The sequence below is a fragment of the Bradyrhizobium sp. CCBAU 53415 genome (assembly GCF_028128735.1).
Lineage (GTDB): Bacteria > Pseudomonadota > Alphaproteobacteria > Rhizobiales > Xanthobacteraceae > Bradyrhizobium.
Genome location: NZ_LBJF01000022.1, coordinates 192,879 through 217,878 on the forward strand (window position 1 = coordinate 192,879; position 25,000 = coordinate 217,878).

23 protein-coding genes and 1 tRNA gene are annotated in these 25,000 nt (G+C 64.1%); 15 read left to right on the forward strand and 9 right to left on the reverse strand.

What is annotated here, in order from left to right; all coding sequences use genetic code 11:
* Positions 1-144 precede the first annotated feature (144 nt).
* The 3 genes from XH87_RS15400 to XH87_RS15410 form a co-directional block, all read right to left on the reverse strand.
* Positions 145-942, reverse strand: a complete 798-nt coding sequence (locus XH87_RS15400; RefSeq protein WP_271587938.1) for an acyl-CoA thioesterase domain-containing protein — start codon at positions 940-942, stop codon at positions 145-147.
* A gap of 198 nt (positions 943-1,140) precedes the next feature.
* The gene (gene queG / locus XH87_RS15405) at positions 1,141-2,316 is read right to left on the reverse strand and encodes a tRNA epoxyqueuosine(34) reductase QueG (RefSeq protein ID WP_271587939.1); all 1,176 of its coding nucleotides are present in this window, start codon (positions 2,314-2,316) and stop codon (positions 1,141-1,143) included.
* Complete coding sequence (locus tag XH87_RS15410) at positions 2,265-2,957, reverse strand: glutathione S-transferase family protein (RefSeq protein ID WP_035704106.1); 693 nt, start codon at positions 2,955-2,957, stop codon at positions 2,265-2,267. Before XH87_RS15410 ends, queG begins: the two co-directional genes overlap by 52 nt.
* 169 nt (positions 2,958-3,126) lie before the next feature.
* Between XH87_RS15410 and XH87_RS15415 the strand changes: the two genes are divergently transcribed.
* Positions 3,127-3,933, forward strand: a complete 807-nt coding sequence (locus XH87_RS15415) for an undecaprenyl-diphosphate phosphatase (RefSeq protein ID WP_271587940.1) — start codon at positions 3,127-3,129, stop codon at positions 3,931-3,933.
* Positions 3,934-4,016: 83 nt separating this feature from the next.
* On the opposite strand, the gene XH87_RS15420 is transcribed toward XH87_RS15415, so the two are convergent.
* Positions 4,017-4,982, reverse strand: a complete 966-nt coding sequence (locus tag XH87_RS15420; protein WP_271587941.1) for a complex I NDUFA9 subunit family protein — start codon at positions 4,980-4,982, stop codon at positions 4,017-4,019.
* Between the two features lie 164 nt (positions 4,983-5,146).
* Here XH87_RS15420 and XH87_RS15425 point away from each other — a divergent pair.
* Positions 5,147-5,233, forward strand: a tRNA-Leu gene (locus tag XH87_RS15425).
* A 117-nt stretch (positions 5,234-5,350) separates the two neighbouring features.
* Here XH87_RS15425 and XH87_RS15430 read toward each other — a convergent pair.
* Complete coding sequence (locus XH87_RS15430; RefSeq protein ID WP_271587942.1) at positions 5,351-7,825, reverse strand: arylsulfatase; 2,475 nt, start codon at positions 7,823-7,825, stop codon at positions 5,351-5,353.
* 552 nt (positions 7,826-8,377) lie between these two features.
* Between XH87_RS15430 and XH87_RS15435 the strand changes: the two genes are divergently transcribed.
* Entirely contained in the window at positions 8,378-8,539 is a 162-nt protein-coding gene (locus XH87_RS15435) for a hypothetical protein (RefSeq protein WP_271587943.1), read from the forward strand.
* A gap of 32 nt (positions 8,540-8,571) precedes the next feature.
* Here the strand turns inward: XH87_RS15435 and XH87_RS15440 are convergent, their stop codons facing one another.
* Positions 8,572-9,843, reverse strand: coding sequence for an MFS transporter (locus XH87_RS15440; RefSeq protein WP_271587944.1), 1,272 nt, complete (start codon positions 9,841-9,843; stop codon positions 8,572-8,574).
* Between the two features lie 274 nt (positions 9,844-10,117).
* Here XH87_RS15440 and XH87_RS15445 point away from each other — a divergent pair, with 274 nt between their 5' ends.
* The 9 genes from XH87_RS15445 (at position 10,118) to XH87_RS15485 (ending at position 19,151) form a co-directional block, all read left to right on the forward strand.
* The gene (locus tag XH87_RS15445) at positions 10,118-10,732 is read left to right on the forward strand and encodes a ribonuclease D (protein ID WP_271587945.1); all 615 of its coding nucleotides are present in this window, start codon (positions 10,118-10,120) and stop codon (positions 10,730-10,732) included.
* Positions 10,733-10,897: 165 nt separating this feature from the next.
* A complete protein-coding gene (gene lptC / locus XH87_RS15450; protein ID WP_271587946.1) occupies positions 10,898-11,626 on the forward strand; it encodes an LPS export ABC transporter periplasmic protein LptC in 729 nt (242 codons plus the stop codon).
* Positions 11,623-12,345 carry an LptA/OstA family protein gene (locus XH87_RS15455; RefSeq protein WP_035704117.1) on the forward strand — a complete coding sequence of 241 codons (723 nt, stop codon included), beginning with the start codon at positions 11,623-11,625 and terminating at the stop codon, positions 12,343-12,345. Before lptC ends, XH87_RS15455 begins: the two co-directional genes overlap by 4 nt.
* Before the next feature lie 223 nt (positions 12,346-12,568).
* Positions 12,569-13,594: an LPS export ABC transporter ATP-binding protein gene (gene lptB, locus XH87_RS15460; protein ID WP_035704120.1), complete on the forward strand. Its 1,026-nt coding sequence runs from the start codon at positions 12,569-12,571 to the stop codon at positions 13,592-13,594.
* 90 nt (positions 13,595-13,684) lie between these two features.
* Positions 13,685-15,310, forward strand: a complete 1,626-nt coding sequence (gene rpoN, locus XH87_RS15465) for an RNA polymerase factor sigma-54 (RefSeq protein WP_271587947.1) — start codon at positions 13,685-13,687, stop codon at positions 15,308-15,310.
* Between the two features lie 81 nt (positions 15,311-15,391).
* The gene (gene hpf / locus XH87_RS15470) at positions 15,392-15,997 is read left to right on the forward strand and encodes a ribosome hibernation-promoting factor, HPF/YfiA family (protein WP_271587948.1); all 606 of its coding nucleotides are present in this window, start codon (positions 15,392-15,394) and stop codon (positions 15,995-15,997) included.
* A 217-nt stretch (positions 15,998-16,214) separates the two neighbouring features.
* The gene (gene ptsN / locus XH87_RS15475; protein WP_008141251.1) at positions 16,215-16,676 is read left to right on the forward strand and encodes a PTS IIA-like nitrogen regulatory protein PtsN; all 462 of its coding nucleotides are present in this window, start codon (positions 16,215-16,217) and stop codon (positions 16,674-16,676) included.
* A 146-nt stretch (positions 16,677-16,822) separates the two neighbouring features.
* On the forward strand, positions 16,823-18,115 hold the full coding sequence (locus XH87_RS15480) for an O-antigen ligase family protein (RefSeq protein ID WP_271587949.1): 1,293 nt from the start codon (positions 16,823-16,825) through the stop codon (positions 18,113-18,115).
* Positions 18,116-18,128: 13 nt separating this feature from the next.
* Positions 18,129-19,151, forward strand: a complete 1,023-nt coding sequence (locus XH87_RS15485) for a glycoside hydrolase family 5 protein (protein ID WP_271587950.1) — start codon at positions 18,129-18,131, stop codon at positions 19,149-19,151.
* A gap of 267 nt (positions 19,152-19,418) precedes the next feature.
* On the opposite strand, the gene XH87_RS15490 is transcribed toward XH87_RS15485, so the two are convergent.
* Positions 19,419-20,057 carry a TetR/AcrR family transcriptional regulator gene (locus XH87_RS15490; protein WP_035704137.1) on the reverse strand — a complete coding sequence of 213 codons (639 nt, stop codon included), beginning with the start codon at positions 20,055-20,057 and terminating at the stop codon, positions 19,419-19,421.
* Positions 20,058-20,340: 283 nt separating this feature from the next.
* Here XH87_RS15490 and XH87_RS15495 point away from each other — a divergent pair, with 283 nt between their 5' ends.
* Genes XH87_RS15495 through XH87_RS15505 form a run of 3 tightly spaced genes read left to right on the forward strand, consistent with a single transcriptional unit; the run spans position 20,341 to position 23,903 of the window.
* Positions 20,341-21,144: an SDR family NAD(P)-dependent oxidoreductase gene (locus XH87_RS15495; RefSeq protein WP_271587951.1), complete on the forward strand. Its 804-nt coding sequence runs from the start codon at positions 20,341-20,343 to the stop codon at positions 21,142-21,144.
* A gap of 37 nt (positions 21,145-21,181) precedes the next feature.
* A complete protein-coding gene (locus XH87_RS15500; RefSeq protein WP_271587952.1) occupies positions 21,182-22,312 on the forward strand; it encodes a DUF5938 domain-containing protein in 1,131 nt (376 codons plus the stop codon).
* 58 nt (positions 22,313-22,370) lie between these two features.
* Complete coding sequence (locus XH87_RS15505) at positions 22,371-23,903, forward strand: AMP-binding protein (RefSeq protein WP_271587953.1); 1,533 nt, start codon at positions 22,371-22,373, stop codon at positions 23,901-23,903.
* Between the two features lie 86 nt (positions 23,904-23,989).
* Here XH87_RS15505 and XH87_RS15510 read toward each other — a convergent pair whose 3' ends face one another.
* Both XH87_RS15510 and XH87_RS15515 read right to left on the reverse strand, forming a co-directional pair.
* On the reverse strand, positions 23,990-24,262 hold the full coding sequence (locus XH87_RS15510; RefSeq protein ID WP_271587954.1) for a DUF1150 domain-containing protein: 273 nt from the start codon (positions 24,260-24,262) through the stop codon (positions 23,990-23,992).
* Between the two features lie 50 nt (positions 24,263-24,312).
* Positions 24,313-24,738: an Hsp20 family protein gene (locus XH87_RS15515; RefSeq protein WP_035704151.1), complete on the reverse strand. Its 426-nt coding sequence runs from the start codon at positions 24,736-24,738 to the stop codon at positions 24,313-24,315.
* Positions 24,739-25,000 lie beyond the last annotated feature (262 nt).

Sequence of the window (25,000 nt, forward strand, 5' to 3'; positions counted from 1 at the left end):
GCTCTCTCCACATCGTCATTCCGGGGCGCGCACTTGGCGCGAACCCGGAATCCATTTCGCCTCTCGGTCCGCGGCCCGATGGATTTCCGGGTCTGCGCCTGACGGCGCATCCCGGAATGACGGTCGGAGAGAGGCCCCGTATTCCTACCGCTTCGACGGATTCGTCGTCGGTTTGCGCTGCGCCAGCGCTGCGACCGTGGCGGTGCCGATCGGGCCCTGTTCGTCATAGAGCCAGCATTCGCCGATCGCGACGCCGTCGGTGGCGTGGTGGTTCACCACTTCGAAGCCGATCCACTTCGTCACCGGCAGGCGGTGCAGATAGATCGTGACGTCGCTGTTGATGTAGCCGAGCCCCTTGTCGCCGGCATTGGCAAAGGGGCTGGCGAAGTCGGCGGCAACCGTGACATGGACGAACGGTGTCATCGCAACGCCGGCGACGAGCTCGCGAACCTCGCTCATCCACAGCCGGCGCGGACCGAGCGAGCCCATATGGCCGACGATGGGGCGCGTCGTCCATTTGCCGTTCATGCCGAGCCTGGGATCGGTCGGCTTGGGAATGTCGGCCGGATTCGGCGCATCCCAGTTCGGTGGCGACCAGACGTTGCCTTCTGGATTTTGCGTCTTGCGCAACAGCTGGCAGGAGGCGCGCGCCATGCTGACGCCGCCGGAGATGAATTCCGCCTCGACCAGGCGGATGCGCAGACCGTCGCGCACGAGGCGCGTCGTCACTTGAATCGGCTTATCGATGGTCGGCAGCCGAAACATGTCGACGGTGAGCCGCGCCGGCACGAAATCGGGGCCGGAATGGCGCTCCTCGATGGCAAGGCCGAGCAGGCCGACAATGACGCGACCGTGCAGCGATTTCGGGTCCCATGGACCGTTGGCCGCCTCCGTCGGATGGAATGTATCGCCGTCGCGCGTGAAGAAAGGCATGTTTGTCATGGCGCGCGACTTTGCGGGAATGGGCGGGGAAATCAAGGGTGGTGGTATCGTGGGAGACAGGAGTGCAAGCTCTCGCCACGACAACGGGTGTCATCGCCCGGCTCGACCGGGCGATCCAGTACTCCGAGACAGTTGTGGTTCATCGATGGCTGCGGCGTACTGGATTCCCCGCCTGCCGCGGGGAATGACAGCGGTGGATCAGGAGGCGTCTTGCCACTCCTCACGCACGCTGTCGTCGTGCTCGTTGCTCATCGTGGCTGCTCTCATCGCCGCAAACTCCTCCCGGGACACCAGCTGTCCCAGCGCCCACACCGAAGCCCCGCGAACCAGCGGGCTTGCATCATCGAGCAAGCGCCGCGCCTCGTCTGCCAGCTCCACATCACCCGAATTGCCGATCGCGATCAGCACGTTGCGCAAGAAGCGGTCGCGGCCGACGCGCTTCACCGGCGACTTCGTGAACAGCGCACGAAATGCTGCATCGTCGAGCCGCGCCAGCTCGGCGAGCGCAGGCGCGCGCAGCTCGTCGCGTGCGGCGAGCTTGGCCTCACGTCCCTCCTGCGCAAACTTGTTCCACGGACACGCGGCAAGACAATCGTCGCAGCCATAGATTCGGTTGCCGATGCCCTTGCGAAATTCCCGCGGGATCGGTCCCTTGTTCTCGATGGTGAGATACGAGATGCAGCGCCGCGGATCGAGCTTGTAGGGTGCGGGGAACGCCGCGGTCGGGCAGATGTCGAGGCACGCCCGGCACGAGCCACAATGGTCGATCTCGGCGTCGTCGCGCGGCAGCTCGAGCGTGGTGTAGATCGCGCCGAGGAACAGCCAGGAGCCGAACTCGCGCGAGACCAGATTGGTGTGCTTGCCCTGCCAGCCGAGATGCGCGGCCTGTGCGAGCGGCTTCTCCATCACCGCCGCGGTGTCGACGAAAACTTTCACGTCCGACGGCGCGGTCGCGACCAGCCAGCGCGCCAGCGCCTTCAGGCGCTTCTTGATGAGGTCGTGATAGTCGTCGCCCTGCGCGTAGACCGAGATCGCCGCGCGCGTGCGCCGCTTCAGGATCGCCAGCGGATCGGAGCCCGGACCGTAGTTGACGCCGAGCATGATCACCGAGCGCACGTCCTGCCACAAGCCGCGTGGATCGACGCGGCGCTCCGGCTGCGCCGCGAGCCAGTCCATGTCGCCATGGCCGCCGCCGGCGATGAACGCGAGGAAGTGCTTTCCGGCCGCCTCGATCGTGCCGGGCGCCGTGATGCCGATGCAGTCGAAGCCGAGCGCGCGCGCCTCGCGTTCGAGCGCCGCCTTCAGTTCAGTCGGATCGGAGTTCAGAAGTCCAGGTCCACGTAGGTCCGCGACGCCGGCACGCCCGCCAGCCATTCGCTCAGCAGCGGACGGAACGACGGGCGGGATTTCACCCGCGCGTACCACGCCTTTGCTGCGTCGTCCTCGCTCCATGGCACGTCGCCCAGATAGTCGATCGCCGAGAGATGCGCCGCGGCGGCGAGATCCGCGTAAGTGAGCCGGTCGCCGGCGAGGAAATTGCGTGTCTGCGCCAGCCAGCCGATATAGGCCAGATGATAGCGCACATTGGCCTTCGCCGCGCGCATCACGTCGGCCGAAGGCGGGCCGCCGCCGTTCTCCTCGCTCATGAAGCGCTTGTAGATGCGCTCGGTGACGAGCGGATGCGAAACCTCCTCGAAGAACTTTTCGTTGAACCACGCCATCAGCCGGCGCACCTCGACACGTTCGCCGATGGTCTCCGGCATCAGGCGCTTCGGCCCCATCTCGGCACCATAGGCCTCGTCGACATATTCGGCGATGATGGCTGCGCCCGGGATCGGCGGCTGCTCCTGGTCCACAAGGACCGGCGTGGTTCCGGCCGCATTGAGCAGCAGAAACGCCTCGCGCCGCTCCCAGCTGCGCTCTTCGACCAGCTTCAGATCGAGCCCGTATTCGCCCGCGATCAGGCGGATGAAGCGCGAATGCGGACAGAACGGATGATGGAACAGCGTAAACATGAAGCCTTTGACTATTTGATGGTGCTTAAGAATCCATCAATGTTTGTGCGGCGCCACACTAGTCCCTCAAAATCGCGAAGCAAGAGAGTGACTTCGCATTTTGCGATTGCGGCATGGGAACGAATAGGCGAGAAGAACCCCGCTTTTCCAGCCGAAATGGACCGTAAATATGTCAGACGCGATACGGGCAGTGATCCTCGGCATCATCGAGGGTGTGACCGAGTTCCTTCCCGTATCCTCGACCGGTCACCTCTTGCTCGCGGAGCGCTTCTTCCATCTCGGCGAAGGCGCCTTCTGGGATTCGTTTACGGTTCTGATCCAGTTGGGCGCGATCCTCGCGATCGTCGGGCTGTATTTCAGAAAGCTGTGGGACGTCGTGATCGGCCTGTTCACAGGCGATGCGGATGCGCGGCGCTTCGTGATCGGCGTGCTGGTGGCGTTCCTGCCCGCCGTGATCGTCGGCCTCGTCGCCGGCAAGTACATCAAGAGCCTGCTGTTCAATCCCTGGGTCATCTGCTTCACGCTGATCGTCGGCGGCGCCATCCTGCTCTGGGTCGACAAGCTCGATCTCAAGCCGCGCGAGCATGACGCCACCAGATTTCCGCTGCTGATGTATCTCTATATCGGCATCGCGCAGTGCATGGCGATGATCCCCGGCGTGTCACGCTCCGGCGCCAGCATCGTCGCGGCGATGCTGCTCGGGGCCGACAAGCGCGCGGCGGCGGAGTTCTCGTTCTTCCTCGCCATCCCGACCATGATCGGCGCGTTCGCTTACGACTTCTACAAGAGCCGCGCCGAGATGACGATGGACCACATGAACATCGTCGCGATCGGCTTCGTGGTGTCGTTCATCACCGCCATCATCGTGGTGAAGACGTTCCTGACTTACGTCACCCGCCACGGCTTCGTGGTGTTCGCCTGGTGGCGCGTCATCGTCGGCACGCTCGGCCTGATCGCGCTGGCGCTGGGCCGGTAGAGCAGCGACTCTCACAATTGAATTGTGATGCGAGCCGCTGTGCTCCGACTTGCCTCTCCCGCAAGCGAGAGAGGTGAAGCGCCTCACACGCTCATGCGCTGGAACTGACCGGCGGCGCGGAAACGCCAGAGATATTGCGGGGCGATCGCTTCCAGCGAATCGGGGGCGATGCCGAGACCTTCCAGCGTCAGGCCGGCCGCCTTCGCCGCCTCCGAGACGACATTGTCGCGCTCGAGCAGCGTGACCTGGTCGGGCGTCAGCTTCAGCGCGCCCGGCGCGAATTGCAGGAAGGCCGCCTTGAAGCGGGCGAGGCCGAACGGCAGCGGGATCAGCATCCGCTTGCGGTCGGTGATCTCCAGGATGGTCTCGACGATCTCGCGCATGGTCAGCACTTCCGGCCCGCCGAGCTCGTAAGTAGCGCCCGCCTTGGCCTTGCCGTCGACAGCGTCCGCGATCGCGGTGGCGACATCGCCGACATAGACCGGCTGCATCTTCGTCTCGCCGCCGATCAGCGGCAGCACCGGCGACATCCGGGCCAGCGCGGCAAAGCGGTTGGTGAACTGATCCTCGGGGCCGAAAATCACGGAGGGGCGGAAGATCGTGGCGGAGGGAACCGCGGCCAGGACCGCGGCCTCGCCGGCCGCCTTGGCCCTGGCATAGCGCGAGGGCGATTCCGCGTCCGCGCCGATCGCCGAGACATGCACCAGGCTGGCATCGGCCGCGGCCGCCGCCTTGGCGACGGTTTCGGCGCCCTTGGCCTGGACGGCATCAAAAGTCTGCGCGCCGCCCTCGGTGAGGACGCCGACGAGGTTGATGGCGACATGGGAATCACGCAGCGCCGCCTCGACCGAGGCCGGATAGCGCAGATTCGCCTGCACGGTGTGGACCTGCCCGACCCGGCCAAGCGGCTGGAGGAAGCCGGCGAGTTCCGGCCGCCGCACCGCGACCCGGACCCGGTAATCCCTCTTGCACAGGGCACGGACGACGCTGCGGCCCAAAAACCCCGATCCGCCGAAAACCGTGACGAGCGTGTCCAGATTCGATGCCATGGGAGCCATTCCTGGGGTCCATTCCTGCGGAAAAGAGTGCGTCTTGTCAGACTTTTATCGGGCCGGTTTGCGATGCGCAATCGCCATCCCGAACCGGGCTTCACGCATGAATTGACAACGGCGTCACCGAACCGTAGTAACCGCCTCCGTGCCCCAAACGGCATGCCCAGGTGGTGGAATTGGTAGACGCGCTGGCTTCAGGTGCCAGTGGCTTAACGGCCGTGAAGGTTCGAGTCCTTTCCTGGGCACCATCCCATATCCAAGCGATTGAAATCGCTTATTTGCAGGGAATTTGAGCCGCGGACCGGGGCACATGTGGTCAGCCCCGTTTGCGGGGCCGACCAATCTTTTGATGAAACTGCTACCGCCTATCGGCGGCTTCCTTGGGTCGTTCCCGCGGCTGACATCTCGTCCGACCCGAGCTTCACCGTCAGCTTGTCGATCTTGCCGGTGAAGCGGAACGGCACTTGGTAGTCTTGATCGTCCACCGGCGTGCCAGTGTCGAGGCCGACGTTGAAGGTCTCGTCCCACATGACGGTGATCGGCAGACTGCGCGGCATGGGATGGCTGTCGGTGACCTTGCCGTCCGCCTTCAGGGTGCCGGTGCCGCCCTTGCCCAGGCCGGGACCGTCGTATTTCCAATCGAACTCCAGTGTGTGCTTGCCGGGCGTCAGTGCATCCTTGCCCTGCCACTTCACGCGCTCGAGGCCGAGCAGGTTCCAGGTGAACACCGGCTTGCCCTTGAGCAGATAGAAGCCGTAGCCGGCGAAGCGGCCGCCGTCGGTCATCAGCATGCCCTCGGCACCGCCCTGGGGAATATCGACCTCGGCCATGATTGTGTACGACCGGTTCAGCAAGCTCGGTGCGTTACCAGTGTCCGGGAACGGCACGTTGCTCACTTCGCCCGAATAGGTGAACAGGGTCCGGCCCGGCGCATAGCTTGGCTTGTGCGAGATGAACCTCTCAAGGCGAGAGTCGTCGAGCGGAAAGACCTGGTACTTCGTCGCCTCCATCGCAAACAGTTGCTGCATGGCGCGGAGCTTGTCCGGCATCTTGGCGGCGAGGTTGTTGGCCTGCGTCCAGTCCTCGGTGAGGTTGTAAAGCTCCCATGGGAAGTCGTTCATGACATCCGCGGGCGGCTTGTCCAAGGTGAGGACCCAAGGCGCGTGGATGGGAGGCGCGGAGGCCATCCATCCGTCGTGGTAGATCGCACGCGAACCAAACATTTCGAAATACTGCGTCGTTCGCTGGCCCGGCGCGTTCGCGTTGGCCTTGTCCCAGGTGTAGGTCATGCTCACCCCTTCGATCGGCTTCTGCGCGACGCCATTGACGCTCACCGGCTGCGGGAGGCCAGCCGCTTCGAGGATCGTCGGCACGATGTCAATCACATGGTGGAACTGGTGGCGGATGCCGCCGGCGTCCTTGATCCGCGCGGGCCAGGCCATGGCCATGCCATTGCGGGTGCCGCCGAAGTGAGAGGCCACCTCCTTGGTCCATTGATACGGCGTGTCCCAGGCCCACGCCCAGCCGACTGCGTAATGCGGGTAGGTCTGGTCGGAGCCCCAGGCATCGTAGAATTTCATGTTCTGTTCGACCGTCGGGTTCACGGCATTCGCAACGGCGAACTCGTTGAACAGGCCGTGCAGCGTGCCCTCGGGGCTCGCGCCGTTGTCGCCGCTGATGTAGATGACGAGCGTATTGTCGAGCTTGCCGATGTCCGCAATCGCCTGGACCACGCGGCCGATCTCGCTGTCCGTATAGGCCAGGAACGCCGCATAGACCTCGGCCTGGCGGATGTAGAGCTTCTTCGCCTCGGGCGAGAGCGTATCCCACTGCGGGATGTCTTGCGGCCAGGTGGTGAGCTTTGCGTTTTGCGGGATGACGCCGAGCTTCCTTTGATTGGCGAAGATGGTTTCACGCAGCTTGTTCCAGCCCTGGTCGAACAGGTGCAAGTCGCTGATCTTCTTGACCCACTCCGGCGTCGGATGGTGCGGCGAGTGCGTAGCGCCGGGGGCGTAGTAGATCATGAAGGGACGGTCGGGCTGAACGTCGTTCAGCATCTTGATGCGTCCGATCGCCTCGTCGGCCATGGCCGTGACCAGATTCCAGCCGGGATTGCCAAGGAAAGGCTGGATCGGTGTGGTGTTGCGGAACAGGTTGTTCGGTTGCCACTGGCTGGTGTCGTCGCCGGCGAAACCGTAATAGTAATCGAATCCCTTGATGGGGCCGGTCGGCCAGTTATGGAAGGGACCCGCCTGGCTCCCTTCCCACTGCGGGACGTTGTGATCCTTGCCGTACCAAGACGTGTCGTAGCCCTGCTGCCGCAGGATCTCGCCGATGGCGACGGCGTCGCGCGGGATGACGCTGTTGTAGCCGGGGTAGCCCGTCGCCTGGTCGACGACGACGCCCGTCGCCACCGAGTGGTGGTTGCGGCCGGTGAGGAGCGCGGCCCGTGTCGGCGAGCACAGCGCCGTGGTGTGGAACGCGGTATAGCGCAGACCGCTCGCGGCGACGCGGTCCAGCGTTGGAGTCGGAATCACGCCGCCGAACGTGGACGGCGCGGAAAAACCAACGTCGTCGGTCATGATCAACAGGATGTTCGGCGCGCCCTTGGGCGGCACGACACGCGCTGGCCAATAGGGCTTCGAGTCTACGGCGTTGGGACTGATCTGCCCCCGGAAGGATGGCGGCGGGTTCGGAAGGTACCGTCCGTCGATTGTCGTCGTGGCGTCGGGCGAGCCCGGCGTGCCGGTGGTCTGCTGCGCGTTAGCGGTGACCGCAGCCACTGCCAGCAACGCACAGCCGGCGAGCAGTCGATGTGCAAGGGCGAGTACCACCTTCATCGTGGATGACCTCCATCAAAGCGCGGCACACGCACGCCGCAGGCGGTCCCCTAGCCAAGCATCGACCCTCGCGCCACGCGGGCCGAAGCGTAAATCTACAGCCAACTGCCGCTTGGGACAATTGATCCACCTCAATGCCGTCGGCGCGAAAGTGTGCGTGCGGACGGCCTGCGTGCTGGATTTGCGGAGCGGTCGCGGCCTATCGAGTTCAGACGTGTGGACGAAAATTCCTTCGAAGAGGCACAGACCTAGGATATCAAGGCGATTGTTTCCGGCACACAATACCAGTACACGACGGTCTCCGGCTCGGTTCAAAAGGCCTGCAAAATCATCGTTTCTCAGGAGGGGCGGCCGAGTCCTTTCCTGGGCACCATACAATTCTGGATCACAAACGGATCCAGACAGATGAACTCTTTCAAAGTGTTGCGTTGGTATCGGGCCATGAGCCGAGAAAGTGCAATGCGCGGTGTCTTGGGATGGGGCGTCTTGGGCCTTTGCCTCCTGATTGGTCTGTGTGCCTCTGCGGACGCCGCCGCAAGAGGGCATCACAAGTTGCGACATGTCATCGCTCGAGCGGGCCACGCTGTCGTTCCAGTCGACGTCACGCCGAATGGTGCGCGCGTCTATCGCGACGACTCCGTTCCCGGCGGCCTGCGGACCAACCACGACGACCCTCCCGCCTATGACGATCCATCCAAGTTCGGTGGCGGCTGATCGACGAGCCGGGCTGCTGCTGCGTGGTGCCCTCACACCACCTGCTTCCCCATCCTCTCCGCCACCGCCTTCTGCACGAAGTACATTGCCACCAGCGTGACGATCGTCGTCGTGACGACGACGTAGCCGATCCGGTCGAAATGGATCAGTGCGCCGTCAGGCGCTTGCGCGATGATCGCGCCGGCGAGCACCGAGCCGAGCCCGCCGGAGAGCTGCTGCAGCGAGGCGCTCACCGCGCTGAACGAGCCGCGCTGGTCGGGATCGGGGATCGCCGACATCAGGGCCTGCGACGGGATCATGCGCGAGAAGATGCCGACGAACATCAGGACATTGACGAGGATCGCGGTCGCGAGCGAAACGTGGCCGAGATGTGTGTAGATCAGCACCATGACCACGGTCATCGCGCAGCCGAACACGAAGGTCGGGTATTTGCCGAACGCGTCGCTGGCCCGGCCGACCAGCGGTCCCGTGACGATGCTGAACAGGCCGGAGACGAGATAGATCGTCGGCAGATGCGTGATGTCGATGCCGAGATTGTGCACGGTGAAGGCGCTGGAGAACGGCATCAGCATGTAGCCGCCCGTCGCCAGCAGCGTCGTGACGGTGAAGGCGAGCGTATAGCGCGGCTGGCCGATCGTCGCGATCAGATGGTGGAACGGGTTCTTGTCCTGCTTCAGTTTCAGATGCGCATCGACCGGCTCCATCGCGAAGGCGATGATGGCGATCGCGACGATCGAGACGGCGACGATCGCCACGAAGCAGACATGCCAGTTCCAGTGATTGGCGAGAAACAGCCCGGCGGGAATGCCGAGCACCTGGCTCGCGGCGAACGCCGTCTGGATGAAGCCCATCACGCGACCGCGCATCTGCAGCGGGAACAGGTCGGTGACGATGGCCAGCACGACCGAGCCGATCACGCCGCCGAACAATCCGGTCACGATCCTGCCGAGCAACAGGACATGGTAGTTCTGCGCGGCGGCGCAGAGCATGGTTCCGAGCGTGAAGCCGACATAGAAGAACAGCAGAAGGCGCTTGCGATCGAAGCGATCGGCAAAGCCGGCGGCGAGGATGCCCGAAATGCCCGCGCTGAACGCGTAGGCCGACACCGCGATGCCGAACTGCCCCGCCGTGATGTCGAGCGCGGGCATCAGGATGGCGCCGAGCGGCGACATGATGATGAAGTCGAGGATGATCGTGAACTGCGTGAATGCGAGCAGCGCGATGAGGAGCGCCTGGTAGCGCGAAAAGCCGCGTTGGCCTTCCTGCGGATCGTCGATAGGCGCAGCGAGCGTCTGTTCGGTCATGTCCACCTGATTCATGGCGAGGGAGGAGGGAGCGCGCGAAACTGGCAGATGGGGTCGGCCGGGACGATGTCCACGGGGCGCATGGCACAAGTTGCGCTGGAATATGAAGCCCGCGCCGGGTTGTGGGATCCAGGCCACAGCCCGCCGGCCGGGGCGCCGTCCACCCCTGCGCGCAACCTTGCTTGCGCGGCCCGCCTGCAATGGCTACATCGCGGGCAATCCAAATGAGCCTATTGTGCCGACACAACCGATTCGATCGAGGTTTTGACACGCCATGACCGTACGCCTGCACCGCGGCGACCTGCCCGACCTGTCCCGCTACACCGGAGCGGTGGCGATCGACACCGAGACCATGGGGCTGAACCCGCACCGCGACCGGCTCTGCGTGGTGCAGCTCTCGCCCGGCGACGGCAGCGCCGACGTGGTGCAGATCCCAAAGGGGCACACCGACGCGCCGAACCTGTTGGCGCTCCTGGCCAATCCGGCCCTCACGAAAATCTTCCATTTCGCGCGGTTCGACGTCGCGGTGCTGTACCAGACCTTCGGCGTCATGACCGGGCCGATCTACTGCACCAAGATCGCCTCCCGCCTGACCCGCACCTATACCGACCGCCATGGCCTCAAGGACCTCGTGCGCGAGGTGCTCAACATCGACCTCTCCAAGCAGCAGCAGTCGAGCGACTGGGGTTCCGACAGCCTCACCGAGCCGCAGCTCGCCTACGCCGCCTCCGACGTGCTGCATCTGCATGCCTTGCGCGAACGGCTCGACGCCATGCTGGTCCGGGAAGGCCGCAGCCAGCTGGCACAGGCCTGTTTCGACTTCCTGCCGACCCGCGCCTTGCTCGATCTCCAGGGCTGGGCGGAAGAGGACATTTTCGCGCATTCCTGAGGCCCTGCGCGGCGGTTAGCCTGAGGTTGCCGCCCCGTTTCGGACACTTTCGTAACGGCCTGTCGCCGGCTGCATCTTCAGGCGGCGCCGGCTACAATGGGGCGCCCCCCTTTTGACCCGGCAAGGCGAGCGACACTTCAGGAGCCCAGGTAAGCAGGAACCCAGGTGAATTCGGCCCAGAATCCCACCTACGACGCCGCGCTTGCGGCGAAGTTCGCCAGCGCGGCGCGCCACAGCCGCATGGTGCGGATTCTGCGCATCGCGGTGCCGGGTGCGGTGCTGCTGTCCATGGCCGCCATCGTCGGCGTTTCGATCTTCAATCCCTTCCGCATGCTGATGCCGAAGCTGCCGCTCGATTCCGGAAACATGGTGGTGTCGGGCACCAGGATCACGATGGAATCGCCGCACCTCGCCGGTTACACGCCGGACCAGCGGCCCTATGAGCTCTGGGCCAAGACCGCGACGCAGGACATCACCGATGCCGACCATGTCGATCTATCGGACCTGCGCGCGAAGGTGCTGATGGAGGATCAATCGACGCTGTTCCTCGATGCCCGCACCGGCCGCTTCGACAACAAGCAGCAGCAGCTCGACCTGCACAAGGACATCCTCCTGCGCACCTCGACCGGCTATGAGGCGCGGCTGAACTCGGCCTTCGTCGACATGGGCAAGGGCACGGTCACCTCGGACGAGCGCGTCGACGTCAAGCTGACCAACGGCACGCTGAGCGCGGATCGCTTGCGGATTACCGATGGCGGTGACGTCATCCGTTTCGAGGGCAATGTGGTGATGCACCTGGACAAGCTGGACGAGCCCGCCGCTCAGCCTGCGCCGCCCGAGCCCGCGTCGGCGAAGACACGCGCGCCTCAGAACAAGTCTGCCAATTCAAGATGATTTTCATGATGACCTGTTTTCCGCGCGACGCTGTTGTCAGCAAGGCCGTGCTCGCCGTCGGCCTCGCGCTGCTCGTCACGGGTGCGGCCATTGCACAGAGCACGATGCAAGGCGTGCCCAATGCGATGCAGGGCTTTTCGCAGAACCGCGATCAACCGATCCAGATCGAAGCGGCCTCGCTGGAGATGCGCGACAAGAAGAAGGAGGCGACCTTCGCCGGCAATGTGAAGGTCGTGCAGGGCGACACCACCATGACCTCGAAGACGCTGGTGGTGTTCTACGAATCGAGCGGCGACAAGGCGGCCGCGCCGCAGCCCGCACCTGCGAAGGGCGCGAAATCGGCGCCGATGCAGTCGGCGACGCCCGGGCCCGGCGGCAGCTCCTCGATCAAGCGGCTGGAGGCGCGCGGCAATGTCGTGGTCACCCAGAAGGACCAGGTGGTGACAGGCGAGACCGCCGTGTTCGACACCAGGACCAACCTCATCACCATGCTCGGCGGCTCGGGCCAGGTGGTTCTGACCCAGTGCAAGAACGTGCTGCGCGGCGACCGCCTGATGGTCGACATGACGACCGGCGTGTCACGTGTGGAATCCGACAACGGCCGCGTGCAAGCGCTGCTGCCGCAGGGCGGCAGCAATGATTGCGGTCAAGGGGGACAAGGGGCCAAATCCGGCGCGGCGCCGCCTCTGCAATTGCCAAGTGCAACTAAACAAAAGTAGATTCAATCACTTGTCTTGGGTGCTCCCGATCCGAGGTTGAAGCTTGCCCGGCGAGACTGTATCTAGCGCGCAGGGCTTTCGAAGCGGGGTCCGCCGCTTTTCGGGCGTGTTTCACTGGGCATGAGACATCCCTTCACTGATGCTGCCTCGGCGAATCGAAAGGCCGATGCGGCAGATCGCGCGAATTTGCGCAGGATCGTCGCGAAAAGGCTAGAAGGCGGGGATGGTCGATCTCTTCAGCATGTTCCGTCGGCGCCCCGCCAAACGCGGCCGGCCAGGATTTGCGCGACAGGACATCACCGCGCTCGGCGACAGCGTCGCCGGCCTCGTGGCCAGTCCCGTCAGGGACGCGCCGCCGATCGCCCGCGACCAGCCGATGCGCGCGCCAGACCAATTCCAAGGGGACTATCAGGCTGACTACCAGGCCGACTATCAAGTCGAGACGCCGCGTCCGCAGGCGGTTCATCCCGTCAGAAGCGCCGCCGCCAGGTCGAACGGTGCCGGCGGGCCGCAGCTCCTGAAGCGGCCCGGCTTCCTGGCTGTGCATAGCGTGGAAAAGAGCTTCGGCAGCCGCCAGGTGGTGCGCGGCGTCAGCATCTATGTGCGCCGCGGCGAAGCCGTCGGCCTGCTCGGTCCGAACGGCGCCGGCAAGACCACCGTGTTCTACATGATCACCGGCCTGATCAAGGCCGACCGCGGCGCGATCGAGCTCGACGGCCACGACGTGACGAAGCTGCCGATGTATCAGCGCGCGCGGCTCGGCATCGGCTATCTGCCGCAGGAAGCCTCGATCTTCCGCGGCCTCACCGTCGAGCAGAACATCCGCGCCGTGCTCGAAGTGGTCGAGCCCTCGCGCAAGAAGCGCGAGCAGCAGCTCGATTCGCTGCTCGACGAGTTCAACATCACGCGCCTGCGCAAATCGCCCTCGATCGCGCTGTCCGGCGGCGAGCGCCGCCGCGTCGAGATCGCGCGCGCGCTGGCGACGCGGCCGAACTACATGCTGCTCGACGAGCCCTTCGCCGGCATCGACCCGATCGCGGTCGGCGACATCCAGGACCTCGTCCGCCATCTCACCAATCGCGGCATCGGCGTGCTCATCACCGACCACAATGTCCGCGAGACGCTCGGCCTCACCGATCGCGCCTATATCGTCTATGCCGGGGAAATCTTGACGGAGGGGACCCCGGATGAAATCGTCGCCGATCCGGACGTGCGCCGCCTTTACCTTGGCGAGGAATTCCGCCTCTAGCCCTTTTTTCCAATTCGTCAAGCCGTGTACATCGGGCTTGGACTAGGATAAGCAAAAATCGGACCAATTTTTGGGAACGGTTCTTGCTTCATGGCGCTCACGCAGAGATTAGAGTTCCGGCAATCGCAGTCGCTGGTCATGACGCCGCAGCTGATGCAGGCGATCAAGCTGCTGCAATTGTCCAATCTCGATCTCACGACCTTCGTGGAAGAGGAGCTCGAGCGCAATCCGCTGCTGGAACGGGCCAGTGACGAGGTCCCGGTGGGAGAGGCTCCGGCCGAGGCCGGGAACTACGGCGATTCCGAGGGTGGCCAGGGTGACGGTCAGGGCGAGGACGGCCTCGGCGGCAGCGCCGACGGTTTCGAGCCGGGCCAGGAAGAATGGATGAGCAAGGATCTCGGCACCCGCGCCGAGATCGAGCAGACCCTGGACACCGGCCTCGACAACGTCTTCTCCGAGGAGCCGGCCGAGGCCGCGGCGCGTAACGCCCAGGATGCCGTGCCGACCACCTATACCGAATGGGGCGGCGGCGCCTCTGGTGACGAAGACTACAATCTCGAGGCTTTTGTCGCGGCCGAGACAACGTTGTCGGATCATCTCGCCGAGCAGCTTTCGGTCGCCTTCACCGCGCCCGCCCAGCGCATGATCGGCCAGTACCTGATCGACCTCGTCGACGAGGCCGGGTATCTGCCGCCCGATCTCGGCCAGGCCGCCGAGCGTCTCGGCGCGACGCAGCAGGAGGTCGAGGACGTCCTCGCCGTGCTGCAAAAATTCGACCCGCCCGGCGTTTGCGCGCGATCCTTGAGCGAATGCCTCGCGATCCAGCTCCGCGAGCTCGACCGCTACGACCCCGCGATGCAGGCCCTGGTCGAGCATCTCGACCTCCTCGCCAAGCGCGACATCGTGGCCCTGCGCAAGATCTGCGGCGTCGACGACGAGGACATCGCCGACATGATCGGCGAGATTCGCCGCCTCAATCCCAAGCCGGGCATGAAGTTCGGCTCGGCGCGCTTGCAGACCATGGTGCCCGATGTCTATGTCCGCCCGGGCCCCGATGGCGGCTGGCATGTCGAGCTCAACAGCGACACCTTGCCGCGCGTGCTGGTCAACCAGACCTATTATTCCGAGCTGTCCAAGAAGGTCGGCAAGGACGGCGACAAGTCCTATTTCACAGACGCGCTCCAGAACGCGACCTGGCTCGTGCGCGCGCTCGACCAGCGCGCCCGCACCATCCTGAAGGTTGCAACCGAGATCGTGCGCCAGCAGGACGGCTTCTTCACCCATGGCGTGGCGCACCTGCGGCCGCTCAATCTGAAGGCCGTCGCCGACGCCATCCAGATGCACGAATCCACGGTGTCGCGCGTCACCGCCAACAAATATATGGCGACCAACCGCGGCACGTTCGAGCTGAAATATTTCTTCACGGCCTCGATCGCCTCGGCCGATGGCGGCGAGGCGCATTCGGCCGAGGCCGTGCGTCACCATATCAAGCAGCTGATCGATTCGGAGGAGCCCTCCGCGATCCTGTCGGATGACACCATCGTGGAACGCTTGCGCGCTTCGGGCATTGATATTGCCCGCCGCACGGTCGCGAAGTACCGCGAAGCCATGCGCATACCCTCTTCGGTGCAACGCCGCCGCGACAAGCAGAGCGCTCTTGGTAACGTCCTCTCCACCGCATTGTCCGATCGCTCCCGCAACACCGAACCGGCCTGATTGCGCTGGCGCGAAATCGCGCTACTCTCGATTTCCCATCGAGACCGATCCAAGCTCGGCACCAACCAAGCGAGGCATCACATGACTCTCCGAATCTCGGGAAAGAGCATCAGCGTCGGCGAGGCCCTGCGCGGCCGCGTTGCCGACCGCACCGACGAGGTGCTGCGCAAATATTTCGACGGCAACTATTCCGGTCACATCACGCTCAGCAAGGACGGCTTCGGCTTCCGCACCGATTGCGCCCTGCATCTCGATTCGGGAATCACGCTGGAGGCCGATTCGAACGCGCCGGATGCCTATGCCAGCGCCGACCAGGCGCTGCTGATGATCGAGAAGCGGCTGCGTCGCTACAAGAACCGGCTCAAGGACCGCTCCGCCCGCAAGGCCCATGCTGCCTCCGAAGCGATGGCAGCGCTCGACGCCACCAGCTATGTGCTGGAAGCGCCCGGAGAGGGCGAGGAGGAAGTCACCGGCTACAGTCCCGTCATCATTGCGGAGCAAACCACGTCGCTGAAGCGGCTCTCGGTCAGCGAAGCCGTCATGGAACTCGACCTCAGCGGGGCATCCTGCCTGGTGTTCCAGCACGGTTCGTCCGGCCGGGTGAACATCATTTACCGCCGGGCGGACGGCAATGTGGGCTGGATTGACCCGCCGGGGGCGAAGGTGGACGGCCAGTCCGACAATTAGGCCGGGGACCCGGGGCCCGTACCATCCCGCCCCTTAACAATGACGGGGCAAAGCCGCATGCGGGAGTTGGCACCGGGATTGCGTTGGAGTAGAAGCCCCCACATCTGGACCGGGACTAAGTCCGCCTCCTGCTTCATGTTATTGACGCCGGCTCAGCTTGCTCTATCAAGCTGGCCAAATCGGAACCTGACGGTTTAATTCACCTCGGAAACCCTCCATGCCGATTACCGATCTGGTCGCACCCGAGGCGATTCTCCCGGCATTGAAGGTCAACAGCAAGAAGCAGGCCTTGCAGGAGCTGGCGGCCAAGGCCGCCGAGCTGACCGGGCAGAACGAGCGCTCGGTGTTCGAGGTGCTGCTGCAACGGGAGAAGCTCGGCACCACCGCGGTCGGCTATGGCGTCGCCATTCCGCACGGCAAGCTGCCCAAGCTGGAAAAGATCTTCGGCCTGTTCGCGCGGCTCGATCGCCCGATCGACTTCGAGGCGATGGACGGCCAGCCGGTCGATCTCGTGTTCCTGCTGCTCGCGCCCGAAGGCGCCGGCGCCGATCACCTCAAGGCGCTGGCCCGCATCGCCCGCCTGCTGCGTGATCAGGACATCGCCAAGAAGCTCCGCGCCTCGCGCGATGCGCAGGCGATCTATTCGGTGCTTGCCCTGCCGCCGGCGACCGCGGCCTAGGTCGCACTGGCGATGCCAGGCATCCTCGCGTGCGCTCCGGGCCTCAGCATCGGATAAATCTCAAGCCCTGGGAACGCCGACCGCGCGAAGGCGGTCGCGATGGGGCATTAAGGAAAATATTAACCGTGCTTCTGGAAGGTCAGCTCATGGCCAGCCTGCACACGGTAGCGGATTCCGAGGCGTCCGACAGCGCGATCTGGAAAGCGCCCGGCGTCGGCGTGGAAACGCTTGCCAGAAACGTGATCCGCAGTTCGATCACCGTCAACGTGATCGCGTCGATGGGCGTCCTCCACCCCGCGTTGCTTCCCGCAGAGTGGAGCTACGTGCAGCAGGCCGTTGCGCTTCTGATGTGGGGCATCTTGATCTACGCCAGCGCCTTCGTACGTCCGCGCGTGAGAGTGCAGCCCAATCCCGATCTCATCGCGCTGGTCGCATTCTATGCTCTCGCCGCCGTTTCCGTTCTCTGGACCAGCCTCGCCGCTGCCGCGATCATGAAGAGCGCGGCACTCGCGGTGACGACCTTCGGTGCGTACTGCCTCATCACGCGTATCGACATCGACGAGATCGTCGGATCGACGGCGCTGGGGCTCTTCATCCTGGTCGCCGCCTCGGCCTTGTGCGCGGTCTTTGTGCCCGAGATCGGCGTGGACCAGAGCTGGATGCACAAGGGCCAGTGGCAAGGAATATATGAATCGAAGCAGACGCTCGGCTTCATCAGCGCATATCTCATGTTCTTTGCCTGCTATCAGAAGATGACGGGGCAGGGATGGACCGTTTTTCTCGCGACGTTTCTCCTGGCATCGACTTGCGTGATCGCCTCGGAATCTCGTGGTGCCGGTGCCGTTGCCGTTGCCGCGGGTGGACTGCTCGTGACCTCGATGTGGTCGATCCGCTGCATGAGAGTTTACGCGGTGCTGCCGTTCATCATGTGCATCCTGGCCGCCCTGCTGATCCTGTATTTCTATGTGACGGGGTACGATTCCATCCATCTCGGCGAATCGACCATCGATTTCACCGAGCGGACCTTCATCTGGCAGTACGCCATCAGCCATTTCAACGATGCGCCGCTGCTCGGCTTTGGCATCAACGGATTCTGGACGCGCCCTTCGATCTACGACTATTTCAACCAGAACCATGGCTGGGTGCTCGACAATTATCATAGCGGTTACATCGCGGTGGCGATTGAAACGGGGTTTCTGGGATACGTGCTGTTCGTCGCGAGCGTCTATCTGTTCTCGGAAAAGGTCCTGTATCTGATCGCCACCCGGTCGATCGATCGTCGCCACTGCGCGCTCATCATCGGATTCGTCGTCCTCAGCTTTCAATCGAACTTCACGGAGACGATGTTCCTTCGCTCGACGATGTTCACGTCGGTGCTGCTCGTCGCATTCCTCTTCGCAGTGTGCAGGCCTGTGCCGCAGCAAACCCTGCAGCAATGATGGAGGACGCAGGATGAATGCCATCTGCGCCCGCTGGCCGGTAGCTTTCGGTCTCGCCCTGGCAATGTCGATGCTTGCGATCTGCTCCCAGGCCGAGGCAGCCGGGCAAGGCACCGCGCCTGCTCCTCCGAAATTGGGGCGCGGCATCAACATCCTTGGCTACGACGGCATCTGGGAGGGAGGCCGGAACGCGCCGTTTCGTCTGGACAACCTCACTGCGATCAGACGCGCCGGCTTCTCGCACGTTCGGATCAACTTCTTCGGCTTCAAGTTCATGGGCCCCGGGAATCTGCTGGATGAGATCGTCTTGAGGCGGCTTGATGCCGTCATCGAGGAGGTGCTCGCCCGAAAGCTCATCCCCATCCTGGACGAGCACGATACCCATGTCTGCCAGCGCGACGTCTCCGAGTGCACCGAGAAGCTGAAAGCGTTCTGGACGCAGATCGCCGCGCGCTATGCCGGAAAATATCCGAAGCTTGTCTTCGAGGTCCTCAATGAGCCGGGCGGGCAGATGACGTCCGCCAACTGGAACACCCTGCTGAACGAGTGTCTCGGCATCATCCGCGCGACCAACCCCCGGCGGACGGTCATCGCCGCCGTCCTCAACGTCGACGACATGCCTGTCGACGACCTGGTCCTGCCGTCGGACGACCGAAACCTCATCGTGACGTTTCACTATTACGCGCCGATCCGTTTCACCCATCAGGGCGCACCGTGGTCGCCGACGTTCTCGCGAATCGGTCCGCTTGATTGGGGCACTGCGGAGGACGAAAGCAAGGCTCGCGCCGATTTCGAGAAGATCCGGTCCTGGTCCGAAAGGGAGAAGCGCCCGATTTATCTCGGCGAGTTCGGCGTGTACGAAGCCGCTCCAGCCGAAGCACGGACGAGATATCTGTCGTTCGTGGCGCGAAGCGCGGAGCGGCTCGGCTGGGCATGGGCCTACTGGCAGTTCGACCACGATTTCGCGGCCTTCGACAGCGAGCGCCAAGCCTGGAAGCCGGAGATCATCCGGGCGCTGATTCCCGCGACGCGTTGAAAGCGGAAGGTTCGCGGGTTGAGCTTCGCCGCGCCGGGCTGTGTCCGCAAGCTCGCTCGTGCCCCGGACGCAGCGCAGCGCTATTCCGGCGATGCGCAGCATCGTCCGGTCAGCGCTGCGCTGCAGAGCCGGGTGCCCATGCCGCAGACCGTGTCGCGGCTTCCCGGATCCCGGCTCTGCGCCGCAACGCCAGAAGCGTTGCAGCGCGTCCGGGACAGGGGAGAGATGCGCGCCATTGTCACGCTTCGTGGGCGCCGCTCGCGCGCTTCAGCAGACCGTCGGCAGCAGGTGCCGGACTTCGTCGAGCAGTTCGGGAACCGCCGTCCTGTCGCCCGCGAGGTGCTTGAGCAGCGCGCTCTGGAATAAACCGTCGAACAGCGCATAGAGCGCGCCTGGCGACGACGCCGGCCGCTTGCCGCCGAACTCGGCATAGCGAGAGGCAATGCGCCAGATCATCGCTTCCAGGCTCTTGTCGATCTCGAGTACATCCTTGCGAAACGCCGGCTCGAACATCGCCTGCGAGCGCAGGTCGTACCAAAGCCGGTGCATGCGGGCTTCGTTCTGCAGCGTCGCTGCGAGCTTGGCGAGGAAGCCCTCCGTCAATTCGTCGCGGCTCGTTGCTGTTGCGACGACCTCGTCATAGCGTGTCACGCACTTCGCCTTGTAGTGGCGAACGCAGCAGCAGATCAGGTCGAGCTTGTCGCTGAAATAATAGTGGAACACGCCGTGCGTGAACGCCGAGTTCTGCGCGATCTCCCGCAGGCTGGTCCGGGCGAAGCCGAGCTCTCCAAGCGTTTCGAGCGCGGCCTCGGCAAGCTCGATGCGTCGCGCGTTGAACTTCTCGTCGCGCAGCGCCTCGGCCGCCTCGGCCACACGCCGGGCTGCCCCCGTCACCTGCCGCGCCATCTCGTCCCTTCCTCAGTCCAGTTCTTACAAGGACTTATACCGCGCCGACCGCGGAATAACCCAATCCCATCACAATCACTCTCTTAGACAACTGTCAAATTCGAACTTGACAAGTGTCAAGATTCTGGCGGAGGTTCGCGTCAATAAATTTGGACAGTCGTCAAGACGTCCGACCATGGAGGAACGCTTCGCTGGGTGCGGTCGAAAGGCCTGCGTCCATCGACCTGGTGCGCGCGCCAATTCGCGCAGCACGAATCAATCACCAGCAACGGAGGAGTGCGTCATGAGTGGGAAGAGCCTTGCAGGCAGGAGAGCCCTGGTCACCGGCGGTGCCCGGGGAATCGGCGCGGCCACCGCGCAGGCGCTGGCGCGCGCCGGCGCCTCGATCATGATCGCCGACATTCTGGAGGAGGCCGGCCGCGCCAGCGCGGCCGCGATCGCAAAGGAAGACGTCGCGACGGGCTTCGTCCAGCTCGACGTCACCGACGACGCGCAATGGGAGCGGGCGGTGGCCAAGACTGTCGCCACCTTCGGCGGCTACGACATCCTCATCAACAATGCCGGCATTGAGATCACGTCGCTGGTCACCGAGATCAGGGCCGAGGATGCGCGGCGGATGTGCGACGTCAACATCGTCGGCACCGTGCTCGGCATGAAGCACGCCTTCCGCGCGATGCGGCCGGGCGGAGCGGCGGGCAAAGGTGGCGCGGTCGTCAACATCGCTTCTGTCGCGGCGACGATCGCCTTCCCGAGCATCGCGGTCTATTCCGGCACCAAATCCGCGGTCGATCGCATGACACGGGTCGCTGCGATGGAGGCCGGCAAGCTCGGCTATGGCGTGCGCGTCAACTGCATCTATCCCGGCTTGATCCCGACCGACATGGGCCTGCAGCTGGCCAACGACATCGTGAAGATCGGTCTTGCGCCCGACGTCGACGCCGCGGTCGGCTCGGTGGTGGAGCAGACGCCGCTCGGCAAGCTCGCGGAGGTCGGCGACATCGCCGACGCGGCGGTGTTCCTGTGCTCGAACGAGGCGCGTTTCATCACCGGCGTCGGTCTGCCGGTCGATGGCGGCATGGGAATGTAGCGGAGAACCCGACAACGAACATTTCGGAGGAACGAGAATGACCGCGAAGAAGCCCGTCATCGTCTATGGCGCGTCCGGCTACACCGGCCGCCTGGTCTGCGAATACTTACGCGAGTACAACATCCCCTTCATCGCCGCCGGCCGCAGCGCGGAGAAGCTCAACGCCGCAATGAAGGCAAACGTGGCCGGCATCGAGACTGCCGACTACGAGGTGGTGGAAGTGCCGCACACCGTGAGCGCACTGACGGAATTGTTCAACGGCGCCTCCGTGGTGCTCAACACCGTGGGCCCCTTCGCCAGGTTCGGAGGCGAGGTGGTGCAGGCGTGTTGGGCTGCCCGATGCCACTACACCGACACCACCGGCGAGCAGGACTGGCTGATCATGCTCGAGCAGGAGTGGGGCACCAGGTTCGCCAATGCCGGCCTGCTGCTCGCGCCGGGTATCGCGCAGATGTACACCACCGGCGAGATCGCTGCGCAGCTCTGCCTGGAGACGCCCGGCCTCGACACATTGGATATCGCCGTGTTCTGGGGCGGCAGCCCGACCATCGCCTCGACGCAGACCATCCTGGTCAACGCCGCAATGGCAAAGGCCTACTATCTGGAACAGAACAAGTATGTCGAGCATCAGGTGGATGCCGGTCTGTACAACCTCGCCATCCCCGGCCAGCATGAGCTCGCACTGGCGCTGCCCTGGGGCGGCACCTCGCACCCGGTGTGGTTCAAGCGCGATCCGCGCGTGGCCAACGTGAAGGTGCTGGGCGGCGTCTTCAATCGCGCGCTGATGCTGGGCGTGCCGCAGATCGTCGCCGCCGCGCTGGACGCGACCAAGGACATGAACCCCGACGACCGCTACGCCGCGTTGGCGCAGACCGCCGCCGGCGTCATGAACACCATGCCGCCGCGCGAGAACCCGCGCGTCAACAAGTCGCTGGATTCGGTGCATGCCTCCGGCCCGTTGGGGCGCGCGCACTGTGTCATAAACGGCAACAGCAACTACAAGCAGACCGGCTTGCTGCAGGCCTATGCCGCGGCGCACCTGCTGCAGCAGCCGCCCAAGCGCGTGGGCTTCGCCTCCGGTTGCCAGGCGTTCGGTCACCACGAACTGCTCGGCCAGCTGCGCAGCTTCGGGCTGGTCAGCAGACCGATCCTCACCGTGTACGACTGAGCAAGGATGGCGGGTGGCGCGGTGGGCGCGTCACCCGCCGGCGTTTCGGGGATTGATCATGCGCTTCATCGATTACCTGGACAAAGGTGCCTCGCTTGGCGCTGATGCGCCGTGCCTGACCATGGACGGGCGCGACCTCAGCTATCGCGAGGTGCAGTTGCTGAGCTACCGCGTCGCGCGCGGGCTCGCGCGATCGGGTATTGCTGCTGGCGAGAAGGTCGCAATCCTTTCCGGCAACGATCCGGTCGCGTTTGCATGCGTGTTCGGCATTTCCCGCGCGGGCTCGGTCTGGTGTCCGATCAATCCGCGCAACGAGGCGGCCGAAAACCGGCTCATCCTCGACCAATTCGACTGCAGCCTGCTGCTGTTTCATTCAAGCTTCGCGCCGATGGTCGAGGCGGTACGTGCAGAACTGCCGAAGCTGCGCGTCCTCGTCTGCCTCGATGCCGAGTTGCCCTTCGCGCCCTCGTTCGACGGCTGGCTCGCTGGCCTTGCCGCCGACCAATATCAACGTGCGACGGTCGACGATCTCGCGATGCTTCCCGGCACCGGCGGCACCACCGGAAAGCCGAAGGGAGTCATGCTGTCGGGTCGCAATATCGAGGCCATGACGGCACTGACGCTGATGGGCTATCCCTTCAAGGGCCGTCCTGTCTATCTCGCGCTCGCGCCGCTCACCCACGCGGCGGGCGTGTTGTGTTTCCCAATCATGACGCTCGGTGGGCGCGTCGTGATCATGCACCACCCCGACATCGCCGAATTCCTCGATCTGATCGAGCGCTACCATGTCACGCACACCTTCCTGCCGCCGACCGTGATCTACATGCTGCTCGATCATCCCAGGCTCGATTCCGCGGAGCTCGGGTCTCTGCAATGCTTCTGGTATGGCGCGGCACCGATCTCGGCCGCGCGGCTTGCGGAGGCGCTCCGGCGCATCGGGCCCATGGCGCAGTTGTTTGGTCAGACTGAAGCGCCGATGATGATCTCGATGATGGCACCTGACGAGCATTACAATGCCGATGGCACGATCGCGATGGAGCGCCTCGCCTCGGCCGGGCGGATCAGTCCGTTGGTGCAGGCCGGCATCATGGATGGCGACGGCAATCTGCTGCCGACCGGCTCACGCGGCGAGATCGTGGTTCGCGGCTCGCTGGTGATGGAAGGCTATTACAAGAATCCCGAGGCCACGGCGGAGGCTTCGGCGCATGGCTGGCACCACACTGGCGACATCGGCTACATCGACGACGATGGCTACCTCTATATCGTCGATCGCGCCAAGGACATGATCATCACCGGCGGGTTCAACGTCTACTCGATCGAGGTCGAGAATGCGCTGCGGTCGCACGAGGCGGTCCAGGATTGCGCCGTGATCGGCCTTCCGGACGAGAAATGGGGTGAGCGGATCGTCGCCGTGGTGCAGCTGCGCGCCGGACAGAGTGTCGACACGACGGTGCTGGCGGCCTTCGTCAAGCAGCGGATCGGCAGCGTCAAGACACCGAAACAGATCGAAGTCTGGGACGATCTGCCCCGTTCCAAGGTCGGCAAGGTCCTCAAGCCGGATATCCGTGCGCGGCTGGCCTCGCGCTCTTAGCAGGTGCCCAAAGAAAACGCGGGCCGCCTCGATCGAGGCATGCCCGCGCATTTGAATTCGTCAGTCGCGCGTGAAAGCGCGTGCGCTCAGTGCACGCTCACCGCTTGCAGCTCGTTGCTCCAGGCGTTGGCGATCGCAGCTTCCCGGCTGTCGGTCAGCATGATCGGCGTGCCGTCGGCGGCGTGGAGCGCGAACAGCTTGAGGCCCGGCGCAATCTTGGGCGCCTCGGGGAACAGGTCCGGCACGTCCTCGGAACGGATCTGCTTCACATAGGCGATATGGCCTTCGCCCAGGGTTGCCAGTGTCTCCGGAGAGACGTTCTTGGCTTCGTATTCGAACGCAGCGTGACCTTCACTCATGGTCTCGACTCCTCTGGAACACTAAGCGGTCGAGTCCGCTACTCGTTCCATTATTCGTGCTCATTGATAGCGATTGTCTTAACGATCCGCTCCGGTTCAGGCCGGGCCAGATCGATCGACAACAGCCCGTTCTTCAGATCCGCACCCAGCACCAGCATCCCCTCCGCCAGCACGAAGGTGCGCTGGAAGTGGCGCGCGGCGATGCCGCGATGGATGTATTGCCGGGTCTTGTCGTCCTGCTGCCGCCCGCGGATCACGAGCTGGTTTTCCTCAATGGTTACATCGAGTTGGTCGCGGGTGAATCCGGCAACCGCCAGCGTGATGCGCAACCGCTCGGGCTGGCCGTCCGAACCGCCGCACCTCTCGATATTGTAGGGAGGGTAGCCGTCGGCGCCTTTGACGACGCGGTCGAGCACGCGCTCGATCTCGTCGAAGCCCAGCAGGAAGGGACTGGAGAGCGTTGGAACACGAGACATAGTTTACAAAGTCCTCGCAGAAGCGACTTTGGTGTTTCAGGGCCCGTAGTGGCACCCCTTGATCAGCAATATGGGCATGTTTCCCTGTGGGTTCAAGGACGTAGCCGGGAGGCTGTGGATGGGGCATTGCACCGTCAGATGCCTCTGGATCGTCATGGCCGGGCTTGTCCCGGCCATCCACGACCTTGCTCGCGGCGCCAAGAACGTGGATGCCCGGGACAAGCCCGGGCATGACGAAGTTGCGGGCGAATTACCCTAATGA

Coding starts and splice junctions, on each gene's coding strand:
- XH87_RS15400 (WP_271587938.1), bottom strand. CDS start 942: ATGACAAACATGCCTTTCTTCACGCGCGACGGCGATACATTCCATCCG.
- queG (WP_271587939.1), bottom strand. CDS start 2,316: ATGGCTGGCGGGCGTGCCGGCGTCGCGGACCTACGTGGACCTGGACTT.
- XH87_RS15410 (WP_035704106.1), bottom strand. CDS start 2,957: ATGTTTACGCTGTTCCATCATCCGTTCTGTCCGCATTCGCGCTTCATC.
- XH87_RS15415 (WP_271587940.1), top strand. CDS start 3,127: ATGTCAGACGCGATACGGGCAGTGATCCTCGGCATCATCGAGGGTGTG.
- XH87_RS15420 (WP_271587941.1), bottom strand. CDS start 4,982: ATGGCATCGAATCTGGACACGCTCGTCACGGTTTTCGGCGGATCGGGG.
- XH87_RS15430 (WP_271587942.1), bottom strand. CDS start 7,825: ATGAAGGTGGTACTCGCCCTTGCACATCGACTGCTCGCCGGCTGTGCG.
- XH87_RS15440 (WP_271587944.1), bottom strand. CDS start 9,843: ATGACCGAACAGACGCTCGCTGCGCCTATCGACGATCCGCAGGAAGGC.
- XH87_RS15445 (WP_271587945.1), top strand. CDS start 10,118: ATGACCGTACGCCTGCACCGCGGCGACCTGCCCGACCTGTCCCGCTAC.
- XH87_RS15455 (WP_035704117.1), top strand. CDS start 11,623: ATGATTTTCATGATGACCTGTTTTCCGCGCGACGCTGTTGTCAGCAAG.
- lptB (WP_035704120.1), top strand. CDS start 12,569: ATGGTCGATCTCTTCAGCATGTTCCGTCGGCGCCCCGCCAAACGCGGC.
- rpoN (WP_271587947.1), top strand. CDS start 13,685: ATGGCGCTCACGCAGAGATTAGAGTTCCGGCAATCGCAGTCGCTGGTC.
- hpf (WP_271587948.1), top strand. CDS start 15,392: ATGACTCTCCGAATCTCGGGAAAGAGCATCAGCGTCGGCGAGGCCCTG.
- ptsN (WP_008141251.1), top strand. CDS start 16,215: ATGCCGATTACCGATCTGGTCGCACCCGAGGCGATTCTCCCGGCATTG.
- XH87_RS15480 (WP_271587949.1), top strand. CDS start 16,823: ATGGCCAGCCTGCACACGGTAGCGGATTCCGAGGCGTCCGACAGCGCG.
- XH87_RS15485 (WP_271587950.1), top strand. CDS start 18,129: ATGAATGCCATCTGCGCCCGCTGGCCGGTAGCTTTCGGTCTCGCCCTG.
- XH87_RS15490 (WP_035704137.1), bottom strand. CDS start 20,057: ATGGCGCGGCAGGTGACGGGGGCAGCCCGGCGTGTGGCCGAGGCGGCC.
- XH87_RS15495 (WP_271587951.1), top strand. CDS start 20,341: ATGAGTGGGAAGAGCCTTGCAGGCAGGAGAGCCCTGGTCACCGGCGGT.
- XH87_RS15500 (WP_271587952.1), top strand. CDS start 21,182: ATGACCGCGAAGAAGCCCGTCATCGTCTATGGCGCGTCCGGCTACACC.
- XH87_RS15505 (WP_271587953.1), top strand. CDS start 22,371: ATGCGCTTCATCGATTACCTGGACAAAGGTGCCTCGCTTGGCGCTGAT.
- XH87_RS15510 (WP_271587954.1), bottom strand. CDS start 24,262: ATGAGTGAAGGTCACGCTGCGTTCGAATACGAAGCCAAGAACGTCTCT.
- XH87_RS15515 (WP_035704151.1), bottom strand. CDS start 24,738: ATGTCTCGTGTTCCAACGCTCTCCAGTCCCTTCCTGCTGGGCTTCGAC.